Origin of the sequence: Paenibacillus sp. V4I5, from assembly GCF_030817255.1 — a bacterium.
Taxonomy (GTDB): domain Bacteria; phylum Bacillota; class Bacilli; order Paenibacillales; family NBRC-103111; genus Paenibacillus_E.
This window is the reverse complement of record NZ_JAUSZB010000002.1, coordinates 1994857-2014808: the sequence shown is the minus strand read 5'-3', so window position 1 is coordinate 2014808 and position 19952 is coordinate 1994857. Positions and strand designations below refer to the sequence as shown.

At 46.5% G+C, this 19952-nt stretch carries 12 protein-coding genes and 1 pseudogene; 12 read left to right on the top strand and 1 reads right to left on the bottom strand.

Translation table 11 applies throughout. The features are described 5' to 3' along the window. Window positions 1–255 precede the first annotated feature (255 nt). From QFZ78_RS11280 to QFZ78_RS11245, 8 genes are all read left to right on the top strand, one after another. Entirely contained in the window at window positions 256–2079 is a 1824-nt protein-coding gene (locus QFZ78_RS11280; protein WP_307547464.1) for a sensor histidine kinase, read from the top strand. Beyond that, window positions 2069–3592, top strand: coding sequence for a response regulator transcription factor (locus QFZ78_RS11275; RefSeq protein WP_307547463.1), 1524 nt, complete (start codon window positions 2069–2071; stop codon window positions 3590–3592). Before QFZ78_RS11280 ends, QFZ78_RS11275 begins: the two co-directional genes overlap by 11 nt. Window positions 3593–3766: 174 nt before the next feature. After that, the gene (locus QFZ78_RS11270; protein ID WP_307547462.1) at window positions 3767–5236 is read left to right on the top strand and encodes an ABC transporter substrate-binding protein; all 1470 of its coding nucleotides are present in this window, start codon (window positions 3767–3769) and stop codon (window positions 5234–5236) included. Window positions 5237–5314: 78 nt separating this feature from the next. After that, the gene (locus QFZ78_RS11265) at window positions 5315–6253 is read left to right on the top strand and encodes an ABC transporter permease (RefSeq protein WP_171643243.1); all 939 of its coding nucleotides are present in this window, start codon (window positions 5315–5317) and stop codon (window positions 6251–6253) included. A 29-nt stretch (window positions 6254–6282) separates the two neighbouring features. After that, the gene (locus QFZ78_RS11260) at window positions 6283–7200 is read left to right on the top strand and encodes a carbohydrate ABC transporter permease (protein ID WP_307547460.1); all 918 of its coding nucleotides are present in this window, start codon (window positions 6283–6285) and stop codon (window positions 7198–7200) included. Between the two features lie 46 nt (window positions 7201–7246). Continuing rightward, on the top strand, window positions 7247–8566 hold the full coding sequence (locus QFZ78_RS11255; RefSeq protein ID WP_307547458.1) for a glycoside hydrolase family 125 protein: 1320 nt from the start codon (window positions 7247–7249) through the stop codon (window positions 8564–8566). Then, window positions 8563–11700, top strand: coding sequence for a beta-galactosidase (locus QFZ78_RS11250; protein ID WP_307547456.1), 3138 nt, complete (start codon window positions 8563–8565; stop codon window positions 11698–11700). Before QFZ78_RS11255 ends, QFZ78_RS11250 begins: the two co-directional genes overlap by 4 nt. A 3-nt stretch (window positions 11701–11703) precedes the next feature. Beyond that, window positions 11704–14433, top strand: a complete 2730-nt coding sequence (locus tag QFZ78_RS11245) for an alpha-mannosidase (RefSeq protein ID WP_307547455.1) — start codon at window positions 11704–11706, stop codon at window positions 14431–14433. A gap of 191 nt (window positions 14434–14624) precedes the next feature. Here the strand turns inward: QFZ78_RS11245 and QFZ78_RS11240 are convergent, their stop codons facing one another. Continuing rightward, on the bottom strand, window positions 14625–15227 hold the full coding sequence (locus tag QFZ78_RS11240; protein WP_307547454.1) for a DUF2238 domain-containing protein: 603 nt from the start codon (window positions 15225–15227) through the stop codon (window positions 14625–14627). A gap of 294 nt (window positions 15228–15521) precedes the next feature. Between QFZ78_RS11240 and QFZ78_RS11235 the strand changes: the two are divergent. From QFZ78_RS11235 to ppdK, 4 genes and pseudogenes are all read left to right on the top strand, one after another. Then, a pseudogene (locus tag QFZ78_RS11235) lies at window positions 15522–15683 on the top strand (NAD(P)/FAD-dependent oxidoreductase); the annotation flags it as partial. Between the two features lie 302 nt (window positions 15684–15985). Next, a complete protein-coding gene (gene gap, locus QFZ78_RS11230) occupies window positions 15986–17041 on the top strand; it encodes a type I glyceraldehyde-3-phosphate dehydrogenase (RefSeq protein ID WP_307547452.1) in 1056 nt (351 codons plus the stop codon). Next, a complete protein-coding gene (locus tag QFZ78_RS11225; protein ID WP_171689955.1) occupies window positions 17020–17196 on the top strand; it encodes a GapA-binding peptide SR1P in 177 nt (58 codons plus the stop codon). The genes gap and QFZ78_RS11225 overlap by 22 nt, the downstream gene beginning before the upstream one ends. Continuing rightward, window positions 17193–19877: a pyruvate, phosphate dikinase gene (gene ppdK, locus QFZ78_RS11220; protein ID WP_307547450.1), complete on the top strand. Its 2685-nt coding sequence runs from the start codon at window positions 17193–17195 to the stop codon at window positions 19875–19877. The genes QFZ78_RS11225 and ppdK overlap by 4 nt, the downstream gene beginning before the upstream one ends. Window positions 19878–19952 lie beyond the last annotated feature (75 nt).

Genomic DNA, 19952 nt, shown 5'->3' with positions numbered 1-19952 from the left:
CCGATCTATGGATATGTTTGGGTTTTACGTCCTGAGAAGGCAGAAAAGGCCGTCTCAGAGGCTCGAATGCAGCGAAAGAGGTGCGAGACGTCAGAAAAGGACCTCTCAGCTGCTAAGAGCAGGCGAGTTAGTGGGTTTATATGCTACAAGAGGTTATGTTGATTTTAGGATGTTAACGCATAACCGGATGCGAATTCATGTGCGATCTCTGATATGCTATAATGTACCCGATTAACAGCAGGAGTTGATGGCAGAATGGGGTTACGCAAGATGTACCGAAATTACTTGAAAAATAACTTATTTATGAAGCTGCTTCTGCTATTCTCCTTGATAACTGTCATTACGATTATTTCGTTTTCTTATTTCATGTATCATTCGATGTCGCAAGCGGCGATTAATCGTGAGCTGGATATACAGAAGAAGGCAATGACGAATGTGAACAATTATTTGGGGGGGAAATACGATTCAGCGCAGTCTATCGTGTTCGGCTTATATCGGGATAGTTCGCTTGCCGCGGGCATCTCTTTCATGCTGCAGCACCCGTTCCAAGAGTATGTACAGCATGGTCTGGAGCAATACAATTTAGGCGGCAACAGCACGTGGAATGCCGGCCTGCAATATTTTAAAAATCGGGTGGAAGATGACCAAGATATTCGCAGTCTGATGCTGTACAGCGTGGATCAACAGACCTTATACGTGCTAGATCATAACCGGCAATTGAAGATCGTTCCTACGAATGCAGCCCACTCCTACATTCCTGAAGTCATGGCGCTTGATACCAAGAGCGTTACCTTGCCGAATATATGGGTTCGTGAAGCCGCAGGTCAATGGGATAACCATCTGTACTCGATTAGGACACCCATCAACGACAAGCAAACCTTGAAAAATATAGGGCAACAGGTCGTGTACTTCAGCTCAGACGGCATTTGGAAGATTCTGACCAATGATAAGGAAGATTTAAAGGGGACGATTCTCGTTCTATCACCGGATGGAGGCGTCCTATTTGATTCTTCGGATCAGTATTATGGCGAACCCTATCCTTTCATGAATCAGGTTAATTCGTTATACGAGAATAGCGGCTCGAATCAAAGTGGATATGTGACGAAGCTGACGCAGAGTAAAGGGGACTTTATTGTCGTTGGTATCATTCCGAAGAATGAACTTGAAGCATCCTCAAGGCGAATCGGAAGCACGATCTTTATGATTAGCGCGATATGTATTTTTTTCGCCATTCTGATTCCTTCTCTGGTTGTACTGAATGTCTCTAAACGCACCAACCAGATCATTCGCTTTACACGGAAGGTTAAACAAGGCGATCTGAATGCACGAATTCCGGATGAGCGAGAGGACGAGCTGGGACAAATTTCTCGCAGCTTTAATGAAATGATTGAAGAGTTGAATCAATATATCGATAGGGTGTATAAGGCGGATATTAAGCAGAAGCATACAGAGTTAACGGCTCTGCAAGCTCGCGTCAATCCTCATTTTTTATACAATACACTAGAAGTCATTCGGATGCGGGCAATCTCTCATGGGGCGCATGACGTTGGTGAAATGATTTACAGCTTATCGGCATTATTCCGAAGCCTGGTACAGCAGAAAAAGATATATACCCTGAAGGATGAGCTGGAAGCCTGTCGCTTATACCTCGAGCTGTTCCAAATTCGCTATAAGGACAAGTTTACGTATTCGATCGAGTGGGATCGGAAGCTGGCGCCTACACGTGTAATGAAAATGTCACTGCAGCCTGTAATTGAGAATTACATCGTACATGGCTTGCGAAGCGAATGCACCGACAATGAGCTTCATATTCGTGTGAAACAAACGGATGAGTTTCTTCATGCGCAAGTGGAAGACAACGGGAACGGCATTACGCCTGTGCGTTTGAGCGAGCTGGAGTCATTCTTACAAGCAGAGGAAACCGAAGGGGAATCCTTCGGCCTGCGGAGCATCAATCAACGCCTCAAGCTGCTCTACGGCAGCAAGTTTGGCGTAAAATTATTGAGTGAACGTGGCAAAGGAACGGTAGTCGACATATGGCTGCCTATGGACGACGGAAAAGAGGGTTATGATGTTTAGGGTTTTTCTTGTGGATGACGAGCCTTTCATTATCGAAGGGTTGTATGACATTATTGATTGGGCCGAAGCAGGGTTGGAAATTGTCGGACATGCCAGCAATGGGCAGAGGGCTTTGGATGCCCTGAAGGAAACATCGGTGGATATATTGTTGACGGATATTTCCATGCCGGTGATGACCGGTTTGGATCTGATTCGCCATGCCCGAATGGTTCATCCCAATTTGAAAGTCATCGTGCTCAGCGGTTTCGATGAGTTTACCTATTTAAAAGAAGGCATGCAGCTCGGCATCGAAAATTACCTGCTGAAGCCCATCAACATTCAAGAGCTCAAGGCAACGCTTTACAACACTGTCGAGAAGCTGAATACGTTCGAAGAGACACGACAGGTTCAGGCCTACAGCAAACAAATATTGAAAGATAACACCCTTCACCGTTGGTTAACCCATCAGATTGCGCCTTTGGAATTCTACGAACGCGCGGACCTTCTGGGCATGAATCTCGATCGTGCCTACATGATAGCTTCTGTACTCCGAGCGACATCTGATGCTGCCGAGATTTTCGAGTTTATCTCCGATCGGGTGCAATCCTATGATTGGATCACGTCATTCTTCGATATGGATGGCGATATCGTTCTGCTTGCAGCTATGGATGATGCCGACCGCGGCAGAACGGATTTGACCGCTCTGCTTCAGCAGCTTCAGGCTGATCTTCAAGATCGTCCTCTCCGCATATCTATCGGCAGTGTAGAGCTTCTGCCTGAACAAGCTGGACAAAGCTATGCGGCCGCGAAGAAAGCGCAGGAGTATTTCTGGGTATATCCGGAATTGAACATGATTGATTATACGGACCTTGCGATGAAGCAAGACAATCGAAAGGTTGATTTCTCCATCATTGACTGGCCGGTCTACGCGAAACTAATTATTGCCAAAGATCAAGAGAATTTGCGCGAGCAAATTCAAAGCGACTTCAAACAAATTCGAGCGATTCCGGGTATTACGCCGCACGATTTTCAGAATATCGCATTTGAGATGATCATTCATTTCAAGCTGGAGATCAAAGCGATTCGCCATACCGAGGAACTAGATGTCTATAATCACGCTTTTCACCAAATCAGGAGCGCAGTTACGTTGGAAGAGCTGGAAACGGCCATCCTCGAAATTGCCCATACGACTATCGGTTTCTTAATTTCAGACGTTCGAAGTCCGATTGTGCAGCAGGTTTTAAAATATATCCATCAGTCCTATGCGGAAGAGCTATCGCTCAAAATGCTGGGGGCGCACTATCATATTCACCCCGTTTACTTGGGTCAATTGTTCCATAAGGAGATTAATGAGACTTTTACGGAATATATCAATCGCTACCGTATAGAGAAAGCAAAGGAACTGTTAAAGACAACGAATTTGAAGGTTCATGTTATTGCCAATGACGTGGGCTATTCGGAATTAGGTTACTTTTATAAACAATTTAAAAAGTATGTGGGAATCTCCCCAACGGATTACAGAGGATTGCTCTAGGGAAAACTGAGGAGCAGTCCTTTTTTTTGCCAGAAAGGATAAATAGCTGCTTTTTTCTTAACTTTAGACAGGGTTCATTTAGTTTATCGTCTATTTGTAACTGCTTTCATGCGGTACTGTAAAGGTAGCCCCACGGGGCGTAAACAATAGAGCATTTAACAGGGAGGATACAAAATGAAAAAACGTTTGGTCACCACACTAGGATTGACGCTAGCAGTTTCAATGGCGCTTAGCGCGTGCGGCAGCAAAGAAGCCGGCGGTGCGAAAGGGAATGAAACGACAAATAAACCGGTAGAGTTAATCTGGTACACAATCGGAACGCCGCAAAAAGACGTGGATCGCGTTATGGCTGAGGTTAGTAAATATACCGCGGAAAAAATCGGTGTTACCGTTAAAATGAACATGGCAGACTGGGGCGACTATGCACAAAAAATGCAAGTCATGACAGCATCCGGCACACCAATGGACATTATGTTTACGTCTTCATGGGCTTTTGATTACGTGCAAAACGTGCGCAAAGGCGCGTTTAAGCCAATTGACGAGCTTCTTCAAAAAAATGGACAAGGCATCGTGAAAGCATTAGATCCTGCTTTTCTTAACGGCTCCAAAGTGGACGGGCACAATTACGGCGTACCTGCCAATAAAGAGCTGCCAGCTCAAGACGTATGGCGTTTCAACAAAAACCTGGCCGACAAATACAACCTTAGCTTAGATAATGTGAACACGCTTGAAAGCTTGGAGCCACTGCTCAAAGCAATCAAAGAAAAAGAACCGAACATTTACGGATTAGCCGTTGATAAAAATTACATGCCATATGTGCCTTATGATTACATTATTGAGAAAATGCCGATGGCCGTGAAAGTAGAGAATTCGGATTTCAAAGTGGTTAACATTTTTGACACTCCGGAAATGAAGCAAGCGCTTAAAACCATGAACAAATACTACAAAGCGGGATATGTTCCAACGGAAGCATCGACACTTTCCTCGCTTAATGATGTTCAAGTAACTGGCAAATGGTTTGCGGATAAAGCGACGAATCAGCCATTTGCGGACAACCTTTGGTCAGCTAGCTATGGCTATCCGGTTGTTTCCAAGGCAGCAAGCCCTGCTTTGATTTACAACTGGTCCGTTATGGGCTCCATGCAGGCAATCTCGGCTAATTCCAAATATCCGGAAAAAGCTATGGAATTCCTGAACTTGCTGAATACGGATCCTGTACTTCGTAATTTGGTCGATTCCGGTATTGAAGGCGTTCACTACAAAAAAGTTGATAACGACAAAATGGAAAATTTACCAGAATCCAAAAATTACGATATGCCGACTTTCTCACTTGGAAACGTTCTGCTGACGTATAAAGATGTCAAAGATCCTGCGAACAAATGGGAAGAGTTCAAGAAGTTTAATGATACAGGTGTACCTGCACCTCTGCTTGGCTTCAACTTCGATCCATCCAAGGTGATTAACGAAATCGCGGCGGTTCAAAACGTAAAAGAAGAATTCTGGGCAACTTTAATGACAGGTACAGTAGATCCGGATAAATACATTCCGCTAGCCAACGAAAAATTCAAAAAGGCTGGATTGGATAAAATCATGGCGGAAGCGCAAAGCCAGATTGATGCTTGGAAAGCAGCTAACAAGAAATAATTTCAGCATAGTTGATTAGGCGAATGTTCAACATTCGCCTGATCTTTTTACTACAATGTGATCTTGAGGGGTGATTTTATGAAGGGAATAGGAGCATTTTTTAAAGATGTTAAACAAAGTAGAGTTCTGCTGCTCATGGCATTGCCGGCGACGCTTTGGTTCCTGTTCTTCTCTTATTTGCCGATGGCCGGCATGGTGATTGCTTTTAAGCAGTACCGCTATAGCCGCGACGGTTTTTGGGCAAGTATTATGGAAAGCAAATGGGTAGGACTGCAAAATTTCAAATTTTTATTCAGCACCAATGACGCCTATATTATTACGCGGAACACGCTGCTCTACAACATTGTCTTCATTATTGCAGGACTTGTACTATCCGTGGGGTTAGCCATTGTATTATCGGAAATCGTGAATAAAAAACTGGCGAAGCTTTATCAAACAGGGATGTTCTTGCCTTACTTCCTATCATGGGTAATCGTCGGTTACTTCGTGTTCAGTTTTCTTAGTGTAGATAAAGGCATGCTGAATCACATTCTCTCCGGGTTTGGAATCGATCCGATCCATTGGTATAACGACAAGACGTATTGGCCTCTTATTATCATTTTTGTTTACCTGTGGAAATCGGTCGGTTATAGCAGTGTTGTGTACTTAGCCGCGATCATGGGGATCGACAAATCGCTGTATGAAGCCGCTATGATTGACGGAGCGAGCAAATGGCAGCAAATTAAACACATTACCTTCCCTATGCTGAAGCCGCTCATGACAATTCTGACATTGCTGGCAATCGGACGCATTTTCTATGCAGACTTCGGATTGTTCCTGCAAGTGCCAAGAGATTCAGGAACGCTGTATTCAGTGACGAATGTTATTGATACGTATGTATATCGTGGTCTTAAATCTACAGGAGAAATCGGTATGAGTACGGCAGCCGGTCTATATCAATCGGTTATCGGGTTCATTCTAGTTATGACTTCGAACTACATCGTTAGAAAATTCGATAAGGACAATGCGTTGTTCTAAACTATTTTCATGGAAAGGAGGACATTCAAATGATTGCTAAACCAATGAAAAGCCGTGACTTTCATACATTGCCGCCTGCTTTGAATATACTCTTTAATCTTGTCGCGGGCCTCTTTGCGCTCGCTTGTATCTTTCCGTTTTTGTTTGTAACGATCATTTCATTTACGGATGAGAAGACGTTAAGTGCGAACGGATACCGCATTATTCCGGAAAAATGGAGCCTCGATGCCTATCGTTATCTCTTCAAAGCGGGTGATCAGCTGCTGCTTTCCTATGGAGTTACCATTCTTGTAACTGTGGTAGGGACGCTTGTAAGCTTACTTATAACAGCAACGTTTGCCTATGCGATTTCACGTAAAAGCTTTAAATTCCGCAATTTCTTCGGTTTTTTTGCTTTCTTCACGATGCTGTTTAACGGTGGACTTGTACCGACATATATCGTTGTTACACAACTAATGGGACTTAAAGATTCGATTTGGGCCTTGATTTTACCGCTGGCAGGAAATGCATTTTATATTATGATTATGCGTACTTTCTTCATCACATCTGTTCCTGACGCCATTATTGAATCTGGGAAAATCGACGGGGCCGGCGAATTTGGGATTTTCGTCAAACTGGTGCTGCCGCTCTCGCTTCCGGGATTGGCCACTATAGGTTTGTTCAGTACTCTGGGATACTGGAACGATTGGTTTAATGCACTGCTCTATATCGATACGCCGAATCTGGTGCCTTTGCAATCGATGCTGATGCGGATTGAGAACAGCATGCAGTTCCTGCTCCAGAACACAAGCAACCCTTCTATTGGCGTGAGCTTACTTCAGTCGCTGCCGCAAGATACGTCCCGTATGGCGATGGTTGTTCTTGCAACCGGGCCGATTATTTTTGCTTATCCATTCTTCCAGCGGTACTTTATCCAAGGCTTGACGATTGGTGCCGTGAAAGAGTAACGTATTCGTACATTCTTCGATACTAGAAAAATTTGGAGGACTTACCGTGGAACAATTCAGACTGCCGAAAATTCCGATGCCGAAACTGGAACTGCCAAAGGTGATCCAAGACGTATTGCTGGAAGCCGAAGAGAAGCTGGCGCATCGTCCGAAGCTGCTGCAGCTATTTAAAAATTGTTTTCCTAACACATTAGAGACGACGACCAAATTGATGGAGGATGGAACTACATTCGTCATCACCGGAGATATCCCGGCCTCGTGGCTTCGCGATTCGGTTGAACAAGTCATTCACTATGTGCCATTTGCCAAACAGGATTCTGACCTACAGCGCATCATTAGCGGTTTAATCAAGCGTCATATTCAATATATTCATATCGATCCGTATGCCAATGCGTTTAACGAATCAGCGAACGACTGGCACTGGAACAAAGCGGATCAAACCGATATGTCGCCATGGGTATGGGAACGTAAATTTGAACTGGATTCGTTATGTTTCTCGATGCGGCTGGCTTATGCGTATTGGAAGGAAACGGAGCTAACGGATATTTTCGACGCGGGATTTAAAGCCGCGATGTTTAAAATCTACGAATTGTTTAAGACGGAGCAAGTTCACTTTGAAAAGTCTCCTTATCGTTTCACGCGCAATAATGGAATTCCGACGGATTCGCTGCGCAATAACGGGATGGGGATGCCTGTGAATTATACGGGAATGGTATGGTCAGGCTTTCGTTCAAGTGACGACGCTTGCGACTTCCATTACAATATTCCGGCGAATATGTTCGCGGTTGTGGCCCTTCGCCATATGCAAGAGTTTGCGGAATGGGTGTTCAGGGATATGGACTTCCTCCAAGACCTGAAAGCCCTTGAAGCGGATATTGACCATGGAATCCAGCTGTATGGTATCTATCGCCATCCAGCGTTTGGACCGATCTATGCCTATGAGACAGACGGCTTCGGCAACTACTGTTTAATGGATGATGCGGGCACGCCAGGTCTGATGTCGATTCCGTATCTGGGTTATGTTTCGGCGGATGATCCGATCTATCAGAACACAAGACGATTCGCGCTAAGTAAAGAGAATCCGTTTTACTTCGAAGGCAAAGTTGCCAGAGGCATCGGCAGCCCGCATACGCCGGACGATTACATTTGGCATATGGCTTTATCTATGCAAGGCTTGACGGCTTCCACGGCAGAAGAGAAGCTGGCGATGATCGCGATGCTTGAGGCAACGGATGCAGACACCGGGTTTATGCACGAGGGCTTTCATGTTGATGATCCAACGATTTTTACACGGAAATGGTTCGCCTGGTCGAACAGTTTATTCTCCCAGTTGGTGTATAAAGCGATGAAGGATGGTTTACTATGAGTCGACCGGTCATTATTTTCTATGATGCCACATTTCCGATCAGCAATTGTGGTGAAGTGAATGCCGATCTACTCACGGCGCAAGGAGCTATTGTTGTAGGCGCTGATGCATTAGGAGAAGCTCTCCGGTCGGCGGTTGGAGGATGCTTTGTTAATCTGCATGCCCCGTACTTCCCTAAGTCCGAATGGACGGAAATCCTTGCATTCTTGAAACGCAGCGGCGGGCTGCTTAGTATTGGCGGCGCAGCCTTCAAGCGTCCGGTGCGCCGGGAAGCGGATGGCTGGCATATAGAGTCGGAGCAGACCGCCTATCATCAGCAGTTGTACATTCATGAAATACTTCGTGTTGAAGCCGTACCAATGCGCTCCTATACCGCGTTAGAAACCTTGCCGCTGCTTCAAGGGCAGGAATCGATGTTCGCGCTTGGAGATACGTGGAATCTGGTTCCGCATACGACACGCAACAGCGACCTGCCCGATCAAATGGGCGCTGCGGGTACCATGAGCACACAGATTTATCCGCTTTTGAAAAGCATCAGTAAGGAAGGCCGTGAAGTTGCTGCGCCTGTTGTTCTTTGGGAAAACTCGCGCGGCGCGTTTATCGGTTCGCGTTGGATGTTTGTCAATGTACCGCTTAGTCCTTCGTTTTGGAACGAGGGCGGTGCCCAAGCATTGATGACGTGGGCGGCATTTTGCGAAAGTGGCGTTACGGAGCTGTGGATCAAGCCGAATTATGCCAGCTTTGAGCCAGGAGAGCATGCCATGCTGACACTCCAAACTCAGCTTATCGGAAGGATCGAAGCTGGAGCTGCCTCTAAGCAATGGACATTTGATCTTCGTGTATCGCATGAGGGTGGTGCACAGGACATGTGGACGCATCGTTTGACAGTCCAAGTGAATAAAGAATTCAACGTGGTGCGCATTCCGGTGCCGCTTGATATACAACGTGGTTTATATCGTGTGACTTGCAAGGCAACATCAGAGGATGGGGAGTTTCGCGTGCTTCGCCAAGGCTTCTGGGGGCACGATCCCTTACTGCTTGCCGAGGGACAACCGATTACCTGCGATCGCGATTATTTCATCAAGGATGGACGTCCGCTGCCGATCGTCGGCATGACGTATATGACCTCCGATGTCGCTCGCAAATTTCTGTTTCTGCCCAATAGTGATGTCTGGGATCGAGACATGGCCCAAATGGCCAAAGCAGGCATCAATTGGATTCGAACAGGGATTTGGACAGCTTACCGCAATATCATGCAGGTGGACGGACATGCTTCTGAAGAGGTTCTGAGAGCCATTGATGCTTTCTTCTTAACGGCTAAGAAGCACAATCTCCAGGTAACGTTCACCTTCTTCTCCTTTACGCCAGAAACTTGGGAAGGGGTTAACCCATATCTCGATCCGCAAAGCGTAGAGGCACAGAAGCGGTTTATCCGCTCCATTGTTTCGCGTCACCGTGCGACGACACATGTGGATTGGGATCTGATTAACGAGCCTTCCATGTTTGATCCCGCTCTGATTTTTTCCGAGGGACCGCGTTCCACCCGGGATATCTATGAACGGCAGGCTTTTGTAGAGTGGCTTAAGCATCGTCATGGCAGCATCGAGCTTCTTCAAGAACGATGGAATATGTCGCCTGAACAGCTTCCGACTTTTGCAGCGGCGGCTATTCCCGAGGCTGGAGAAATCAATTTCGACGTGCAGGATATGCACAAGGGCAAGAAAGGAACACGCTGGCTGGATTACTGCTTGTTCTCGATGGAGATGCATAACCGTTGGGCCAAAGAGCTCTACAATACGATTAAAGAGATCAGTCCGGATCATCTCGTGGTGGTCGGACAGGATGAAGCGCTTGGCGCGCAGCGACCTTCCCCATTGTTTTATGAGGAGGCGGTGGACTATACAACCGTGCACTCTTGGTGGTTGAACGATAACCTCGTTTGGGACGGTATTTTTGCAAAAACAGCGAATAAGCCGAATGTCATTCAAGAAACAGGCATCATGTACGTGGAGACACCGGATGGACGCGCCAAACGTTCGGAGATTGAACTGCGTAGTCTGTTGGAGCGCAAATATGCCTATGCATTTGCAACCGGAGGCGCCGGTGCTATTCATTGGATTTGGAATACCAACTTCTATATGGATAATGCGAACGAATCGCATATCGGTGCACTTCGGGCTGACGGCACAGAGAAGCCGGAAGCTGATGTATCTTACGATTTCGGGAGGTTTATGGCTGAAATCAGAGATTTATTCCAGGATCGTGCGCTGGAAGACATCGTAGCGATTTTCCCTTATTCAAACGATTTTTCCAACCGGAAATTGGCGTTCGATGCAACGACTAGAATGACGCGTGTGCTGTCCTATCAAATGAAGATGCCGTTCCGTTCGGCATCGGAATATCATTTGGATGCGCTGGAGAATCAACCAGCGAAGCTGATCATTCTGCCGAGCGCGCATAATCTTGAGGAACAAGCTTGGACGAAGCTTGTAGATATCGTTCAGCGAACAGGTGCGACGCTGCTTGCGACAGGTCCACTCAGCCTTGATGCGTATTGGAAGCAAACGCCTCGCCTAATCGATGAGCTAGGCGCAGCTGAGCTTCAAAATATACGGCGGGAAGAAATGCTTCAATTGCAGGGCGCAGTGCTCCCGGTTTCCTTTGACAAGCGCCGTATAGCTGAAGTCGTGAAAGAAGTGCGGGCTGGATATTCGGAAGCGGGGACTGTTTCTGAGTCTGGCAGCGCAGGCGATGCGGTTGTCAATATTCCGCTGGGCAAAGGCAGACTCATTTGGAGTCCGCTGCCCGTTGAATTGAACGAACGACTGGATACGGTCGCCAGCCTATATCGTTATGCCCTCGATGCCGCGGGCTGTGAAAGCGGAATGCAATGGCTGCAAGGTGGCGATATTGCAGGTGTATACGGAAGGAAGCTACGCTTTAAGAACGGCTTCCTGTATGTATTCGTATCTGAATTTGCATGGAATGTGAATATCGAAGTGAAAGATACGGATAGTGGAGCAACCTATACATTTACGCTAGAGAGAGAGCGTTCCGTACTCTTTGCTGCAGATGCGCAAGGTAATCTCATCTCCGTATACCGTCCGGAGGAAGTCCATATTGAAAGGAGTTAAACGATGAGCACCAAGAGAACCGCTCATATCATTTCCCATACCCATTGGGATCGGGAATGGTATTTACCATATGAGAAACATCATGTTCGTCTCGTCAAGCTAGTAGATACACTGTTGGATAAAATGGATCAGGATCCGAATTATCGCAGCTTCTTTTTGGACGGACAAACGATCATTTTGGAGGACTACCTCCAGGTTCGACCGGATCAAAAGGATCGATTGACCAAATTTATTCAGGACGGCCGTATTTTGATAGGTCCGTGGTATATTTTGCAGGATGCGTTTCTGACGAGCGGTGAAGCCAATGTACGAAATATGCAGATCGGGCATCAAGATGCGAAGAAATATGGCGATGTATCGAAGATCGGTTATTTTCCCGATACGTTCGGTCTCGTAGGCCAAACGCCGCAATTGATGCAGCAATCCGGAATCACGAATGCTTTGTTTGGCCGCGGCGTGAAGCCGACAGGCTTTAACAATACCGTTTCTGACGGTGATTACGAATCGTCATTCTCGGAGCTGCTTTGGGAAGGGCCCGATGGCTCCCAAGTGCTCGGCATTCTGTTCGCCAACTGGTATTCGAATGGCAATGAAATTCCTGTGGACCGGGAAGAAGCGAAAGCGTACTGGGAGCGGAAGCTAGCGGACGCGGAGAAATACGCATCGACTGGCGAGCTGCTCTTTATGAATGGCTGTGACCATCAGCCGGTTCAGTTGGACTTGCCTGAAGCGATTCAAGCTGCGCGCGAGCTGTATCCGGATACGACCTTTGTTCACTCGAATTTTAACGATTACTTGCAGGCTGTTCAGCGTTCCTTGAAGCATGAGCTTTCTACGGTAAAGGGTGAGCTCCGCAGTCAACGGACAGACGGTTGGTCTACGCTCGTGAATACCGCTTCGGCTCGTGTTTACTTGAAGCAGATGAATCAGCTGGGACAAGCGATGCTGGAAAAAGTGGCTGAACCTCTGGCCGCTTTCGCACATGTGCTCGAAGTTGGGGAGAAATACCCGCATCATCTGTTCACGTATGCTTGGAAAACATTAATGCAGAATCATCCGCACGATAGTATTTGCGGCTGCTCCGTGGACGAAGTACACCGGGAAATGGTGACTCGCTTCGAGAAAAGCCGGCATGTGGCGGAAGCGATCGTCGATGACAGCAAACGAGTGATTGCTGAAGCGATCGATACGTCGAGCTTTGCGCAAACGGGCGAAAGCGCCCTGCCGGTCGTTGTTTTTAATACCTCCGGTTGGGAGCGTACCGGCGTCGTGAGTATCGAGGCAGATGCCTTGCGTTTGTATTTCCGTGATGGTTACACACTAGAAGAAGCAAGCAGTTTTGCGAAGGCGGCGGATCTTAAGGGCCGTACGCTCGTGGACGCGCTGGGAAATGTCGCAGCATGTACTTTTGAAGATCTCGGACTGCAATTCGGTTACGATTTGCCGGACGATAAGTTCCGTCAGCCGTATATGTGCCGTAGAGTGAAGCTGACTTTTGAAGCGGAGAAGGTTCCTGCCTTAGGTCTGAAGACGTACGCTTGGGTTAAGAGGGAAGAAGAGATATCATCTACCTCGCTGCTAGCGGGTGATCGGGTACTGGAGAATGAATCGCTTAAGATCGAAATTGCGGATAACGGTTCATTCATGTTAACGGACAAGAAGAATGGCCGAACTTACCGGGATTTAGGCGTATATGAGAATACCGGGGATATCGGCAACGAATATATGTACAAACAACCGGAAGGCGAGACAGCTCTAACAACCCACGGCTTAGCAGCATACATTCGTGTGTTAAAGGATACGCCTTATCAGGCAGCTATTGAAATTGTACATGACTGGGAAATTCCTGCGTCAGCGGATGACTTACTGGAGGAAGAGCAGCGCGATTTGATCTACTATCCGCACAGAAAAGCGCAGCGATCGGCTCGCATGGTACCTATGCAGATCCGTACCATTGTCAGTCTGAGCCGCGGCGGCAAAGGAGTAGAGATCGAGGCATCCTTCAACAATCAGGCCAAAGATCATCGTTTACGGATGTTGTTCCCATCGGATCTGAATACACAAGTTCACCGCGTCGACTCCATGTTTGAAATCCCGCAGCGCGACAACACGCCGACAGCTGAATGGGAAAATCCAAGCAATACGCAGCATCAACAGGCATTCATTGATGTAAGCGAGGCAGAGTCTGGTCTTGTTGTTGCTAACCTCGGATTGAACGAATACGAAGTTCTGCAGGGCGGACGCAATACGATTGCCGTGACACTGCTTCGCGCAGTTGGCGAGCTGGGCGACTGGGGCTTGTTCCCGACGCCGGAAGCGCAGTGTCTGGGCGAACACACCGTCCGAATGACCATCATTCCGTATAACGGCGAAGACGAACAATACGGCGCTTACGAGCAAGCCTACCAGTTCCAAATTCCGTGGACGTTATGTCAAACGGGCATTCACACTGGACGCATCGCATCTACTTATGCACCATTCCGTTGGGAAGGTGATAAGATGGCCTTTTCCTCCATGAAAATGAATGAAGGAACTGGCGATCTGCTGCTCCGTTGGTACAACATGAGCGCCCAAAACACCGAGCTCAAACTCAGTTCCAACATACCTCAATACTCCTTCTATAAGAGTACGATTATGGAAGCATACGGCCCAAGGATTGAAGCTGACGCCGGAGGCCAAATGTCTTTACCGACAGGTCCTTGCGAAATTGTTACAATCGGGATTCAACGATAAGATTAGCGTTTTGGATAAGGGGCTGTCCCACAAGTTGGATAAATCTACTTGAGGACAGCCCTTTAAGTTCTTTTGACCTTATGGAACATTAGACACTGGATTAATCCAATGCAATTAGCAATCAGGCTTCGAAATTCACAAACTGGGTCTGAATATTCAGAATATGGCATTTTAGGACAGTCTCGTTGAGGTCAGGATTGCACATCAATCAGTGGCATTTTTTTGCGCTTCGCCTTGAAAGCTAGATACATACTTGTCACTACGGAGCCTATGGTTCCGCAAATGATATCCGCCATCGTGTCGACCAAGCTTCCGTTTTGCGAATGGAGACCGAAGAGACCGTCCGTCGTAAACTCATATATTTCCCAGACCCCGGCCATGGCGATGGAAAAGAAAAGGCAAAACCACACGGCAACTTTCGCATTCGGCACGTCCGCTTTCTCGCCTTTACTTGCTCTCATATAAATCAATAAACCGACGAAGCAAAGGATTAAGCCCGAAAAGAGATGCTCGATTTTATCTAGGTAAGGGATTACGCTGTAAAATCCAAACTCGTTTGCCATAAACATTGTGATAAAAATGAACAATAGGACGGAAAACCGTAACGCTGCAAACATCGTGGTCTTTGTGATTTTGACGACGATTCGGATGATCAGCAGCACAGCAACAATCAAAATGGCCTGAAGCATTTTTGCTTGGATGCCGTTCACCCAAAAATAAACAAAGCAGACTGCGGCAGTCACATACATGGCCAGTTCGAACAGGTCGTTCCATTTGTCTTTGTGTTTTTTCATTTGCATCTCCATCACTCGCTTCGAATTCCGAAATTAGTCTTTTTGGTAATTATTAAACATTATAGTTTGTTCTTAAACAAGACAGCACAATCATTGATGGATAAAATCGTATGTTGCCTCGTTCAATAATTGCCCGGGAAATGGTAAACCGAGTCCCGTCTCTTCATTGTTACCCATTATCCATATCGCATTATCCTTTTCGGGTGATTCTATTTGTTCAAATGCTATTGGGGAGAGGACTATCTTGGCACATCTAGAATAAATCGACATTATAGATATATGAAGTCTATAATGGGTGGAATTAGGACGGATGAGTTTGGAAGAAGTTCGGTCACGGGTTTATATGCCGCCGGGGATGCGTCGTATTTCATGCCTTCGCAATTAATTTTTGCTGCGGCCGATGGCAGCAAAGCAGCTATGGGTGTGAATATGGATTTGATGGAAGAATTCATATAATGACCGTTTTTATTTCAACGATAGGGATGACCTAAAAATCTTATCCGTTTTTCAATCATTGAAACCGCCTTACGACAAAATCGTAAGGTGGTTTCTTTATTATATAGGAAATTATGAAAGATGCCGGCCGTTAAGCGCCGAGATCCTTTGTGTCTTAAATACGACACTATATATGACGTCATATATATAACAATCCCCGATAATAGTGATAAATGATGATATTTATGTGAATTTTTAAATATATATTGTGTATTATATAACCGTATGATATATTTATGACATACTAAATAACGAATTGGAGGATGGAGATGCGAGTTGGAATTACTGGTACAGGGAGAATCGGAAGGCTTTGTTTGAGAAAAGCTTTGACCGAGAAGCAGCAGGGTTTTGAAATCAACGTGATCAACTCAACAAGCCCCATTCATGTATTGGCTCATCTGTTGAAATATGATTCGGTTCATGGTACATGGGACGCGAAAATTGATGTGTTAAATGACAACTTAATGAGGATTAATGGAAAGCTGATTTCCGTCATTTGTGAAAGAGAGCCGGATTTATTGCCATGGGAGGATTATGGTGTTGAATTGGTTGTGGATGCAACCGGAAAGTTCAATCATCGGCATGGTGCTGAACGACACTTATTTGCTGGAACCAAGAAAGTTTTGATTACTGCACCAGGAACGAACATGGACCTCACGGTTGTCATGGGTGTGAATGAAGAGAAGTATGATCCTAAGCAGCATCGTTTGCTATCTGCAGCTTCTTGTACAACCAACTGTATCGCACCAATTCTACATATCCTAGATGAAGCTTTTTCCGTCAAACAGGGTTGGATGACAACGGTTCATGCTTTTACGAATGATCAAAATCATATGGACAACCCGCATAAAGATCTTCGACGCGCTAGGGCATGCACCAATTCTATTATTCCGACTTCGACTGGCGTGGGCAAAGCACTTATTGATGTTATTCCACATCTGGCTTCCCAAATTCAAGGCGTCTCTATTCGCGTGCCAACACAAGATGTTTCTCTGCTAGATCTTCAAGTTGTGGTCGACCGTAAAGTTAGCGTTGATGATGTGAAGTTCGCCATTAAAAAGGCGATTGCTGGGCAAATAGGATCCTTTGTTGACTACAATGAATTGCCGCTTGTTTCTACGGATTATATAGGTAATGAGAAATCAGCCATCATCGACGGACTCAGCATTATGACGCACGAAAACCAAATCAAGCTGCTGGCCTGGTATGACAATGAATGGGGTTACGCAAGCCGAGTCATTGATTTAGTAGCTCATATGTCACGTGCGGAAAGCACACAACTAAAGGGGGAAACGAAATGTCTAACACAAACCATGTAACATTGGCAGCCATTCATCGGTATGATCTTGGTGTTATCATTTGTAAATCATGTAATGAAGTGATTGCAACGTTACCAACGGACGGATATAAAAAATTCTATGGCCTATGCAATTCAACGCTATGTATCGATAAAAATAAGGAGGCTAACAAATGACGATTCAGAAACAAGTGGTACCCTTTCAGGAGGGAAATGCTTCAATGAAAGCTTTACTGGGAGGAAAGGGGGCTAATCTCGCTGAGATGACACGTGCCGGCCTTCCCGTACCACCGGGTTTCACCATTACGACCGAGGCCTGCTTAGCTTTTTTTAAGGTTGGTAATCGGATCTCAGAGGAACTGCTTGAACAAATTGCAGCAGCTCTCAAGCAGTTAGAGAAACAGAAGGGACAAACGTTCGGGGATGCGAACAATCCACTTCTTGTTTCCGTACGATCCGGTTCTGTCTCTTCGATGCCGGGTATGATGGACACCATTTTGAATCTCGGTCTCAACGACGTAACCGTTCAAGGTTTGGCTTCTCTTACGAACAATGAAAAGTTCGCTTACGATTGCTACCGGCGTTTGATGCAGATGTTTGGAAACGTGGTGCTTGGCATTGAAGCCTACCATTTTGAGCAGCTGCTGCACCGTTTGAAAGAGAAAGAGGGCGTCCATCAAGATCAGGAGGTTACAGCTGAGGGTTGGAAGAATCTAATCGAAGATTATAAGAAATGCATTATGGCTAAAACAGGCCTAGCTTTTCCTCAGCATGTCTACGAGCAGTTGCGAATGGCCGTCGAGGCTGTATTCAAGTCATGGAACAATCAACGAGCTCAGATTTACCGCAAAATAAATCGGATTCCAGATGAACAGGGGACGGCCGTTAACATTCAGAGCATGGTATTTGGCAATATGGGCAGCAGTTGCGGCACAGGCGTTGTCTTTACGAGAAACCCATCCACGGGCGAGAATACATTTTTCGGTGAATACTTGATTAATGCACAGGGGGAAGATGTGGTTGCAGGTATCCGAACACCGCTGGAGATCGCTGCGCTGAAAAGCGAAATGCCCCTGATTTATGAGCAGTTGTTTGCGGCATCCAAGCAGTTAGAGAAGCATTACAAAGATATGCAGGATATCGAGTTTACGGTTGAAAATAATAAGCTTTATCTGCTGCAGACCAGAAATGGGAAACGAAATGCCCAAGCTGCGCTCAAGATTGCCGTCGATTTGGTGCATGAAGGTTTATTGACTAAGCAGGAAGCCGTTGAGCGCATCGAAGTGTCACATCTAGATCAGCTGCTCCACAGAGGTATTGATGAAGAGGCTGTAAAGGATGTGTTGGCCAAAGGACTTCCTGCTTCGCCGGGCGCAGCGGTTGGACAGCTTGTGTTTGACGCTGATACGGCTGCAGAATGGAACCGCGCTGGCAAGACGGTCATTCTAGCCAGAAACGAAACAACACCCGAAGATATTCATGGCGTGATCGCATCGGAAGGCGTACTCACGAGCCGCGGAGGGATGACGAGCCATGCGGCTGTTGTGACAAGGGGAATGGGCAAACCATGCGTATGCGGCTGCGAAGAAGTCCGAATTGTCCTTGACGAGAAGCGGATGTTGGCGGGAAGCAGGGTCGTAGAAGAAGGCGATTGGATTACGCTCGACGGTGCAACCGGACGCGTTATTGTCGGTGCAATGCCATTACGAGAAGCCAGGATGACGGATGAGCTTCTCGTTATGCTGAAGTGGGCGGATGAGATTCGTACGCTGAAAGTATACGCGAATGCAGACAATCCGGAAGATGCGAAAATCGCCAGATCGTTGGGAGCCGAAGGGATCGGATTATGCCGAACAGAGCATATGTTTTTCTCACCAACTCGTCTGCCTGTTGTTCAACGAATGATCCTCGCGGATGACAAAGAAGATCGCTTGCATGCTCTTTCACAGCTGCTTCCCATGCAGCAGTCAGACTTTGAAGGCATGTTCGAGGAAATGGATGGCCTTCCGGTAACGATCCGGTTGCTGGATCCGCCTTTGCATGAGTTTTTACCGAACCTCGAAGATCTGCAAAAAAAACATACGGAGCTGACTTATAATAAAGGTGCGTCAGACTTAGAAAGAGAAGAGATCGCTCACCTTCTCCGCAAAGTGCAAGCTCTCCATGAGGCTAACCCTATGTTAGGACAGCGGGGCTGCAGATTGGGAATTGTCTATCCGGAGATTTATGATATGCAGATAGAGGCCATCTTCCGTGCAGCTTCAGGCTGTATCGACAGAGGCATCCGAGTTCTTCCGGAAATCATGATTCCGCTTGTGGGTCATGCCAACGAACTGAAAATTTTAAGGGAACTTGTTGACTTTGTTGCAGAACAGGTGCTGGGGAAAGACAAACTGCGGGATTGTCCGTACAAGGTCGGGACCATGATAGAGGTTCCACGAGCGGCTCTTACTGCGCGCCAAATTGTGGCTTATGCCGATTTCTTCTCTTTTGGTACCAATGACTTGACGCAAATGACGTATGGTTATAGCCGTGACGATGCGGAGGGTAAATTTCTAACCCACTATGTCGATCAGAAGCTTCTTCCGCATAATCCGTTTCAAGTGCTTGACACAGAAGGAGTCGGACAATTGATTGACTTAGCCGTGAATGCGGGTAGGCTCGTTAAGCCGTCGCTCAAAACTGGCATATGCGGGGAGCATGGCGGAGATAAAGAGTCGATTTTCTTTTGCCACTTGACCGGATTGGATTATGTAAGCTGTTCCCCTTACCGAATTCCTTTGGCTCGAATAGCCGCAGCACAAGCGTTCATCCTGCATGGTGTTATCGGTGAACAAAAGGTAGCTCAAGCGATTTGATATAGCGAGAAAATCGGTTAAAATGGGGATGAACATGAAAGTTCGGGGAGGGAAATACGATAGAACTTACATCCC

Excerpts from the sequence above, each read along its gene's own strand:
- QFZ78_RS11280 (WP_307547464.1), top strand. The coding sequence starts at position 256 with ATGGGGTTACGCAAGATGTACCGAAATTACTTGAAAAATAACTTATTT.
- QFZ78_RS11275 (WP_307547463.1), top strand. The coding sequence starts at position 2,069 with ATGATGTTTAGGGTTTTTCTTGTGGATGACGAGCCTTTCATTATCGAA.
- QFZ78_RS11270 (WP_307547462.1), top strand. The coding sequence starts at position 3,767 with ATGAAAAAACGTTTGGTCACCACACTAGGATTGACGCTAGCAGTTTCA.
- QFZ78_RS11265 (WP_171643243.1), top strand. The coding sequence starts at position 5,315 with ATGAAGGGAATAGGAGCATTTTTTAAAGATGTTAAACAAAGTAGAGTT.
- QFZ78_RS11260 (WP_307547460.1), top strand. The coding sequence starts at position 6,283 with ATGATTGCTAAACCAATGAAAAGCCGTGACTTTCATACATTGCCGCCT.
- QFZ78_RS11250 (WP_307547456.1), top strand. The coding sequence starts at position 8,563 with ATGAGTCGACCGGTCATTATTTTCTATGATGCCACATTTCCGATCAGC.
- QFZ78_RS11245 (WP_307547455.1), top strand. The coding sequence starts at position 11,704 with ATGAGCACCAAGAGAACCGCTCATATCATTTCCCATACCCATTGGGAT.
- QFZ78_RS11240 (WP_307547454.1), bottom strand. The coding sequence starts at position 15,227 with ATGAAAAAACACAAAGACAAATGGAACGACCTGTTCGAACTGGCCATG.
- gap (WP_307547452.1), top strand. The coding sequence starts at position 15,986 with ATGGAGATGCGAGTTGGAATTACTGGTACAGGGAGAATCGGAAGGCTT.
- QFZ78_RS11225 (WP_171689955.1), top strand. The coding sequence starts at position 17,020 with ATGTCTAACACAAACCATGTAACATTGGCAGCCATTCATCGGTATGAT.
- ppdK (WP_307547450.1), top strand. The coding sequence starts at position 17,193 with ATGACGATTCAGAAACAAGTGGTACCCTTTCAGGAGGGAAATGCTTCA.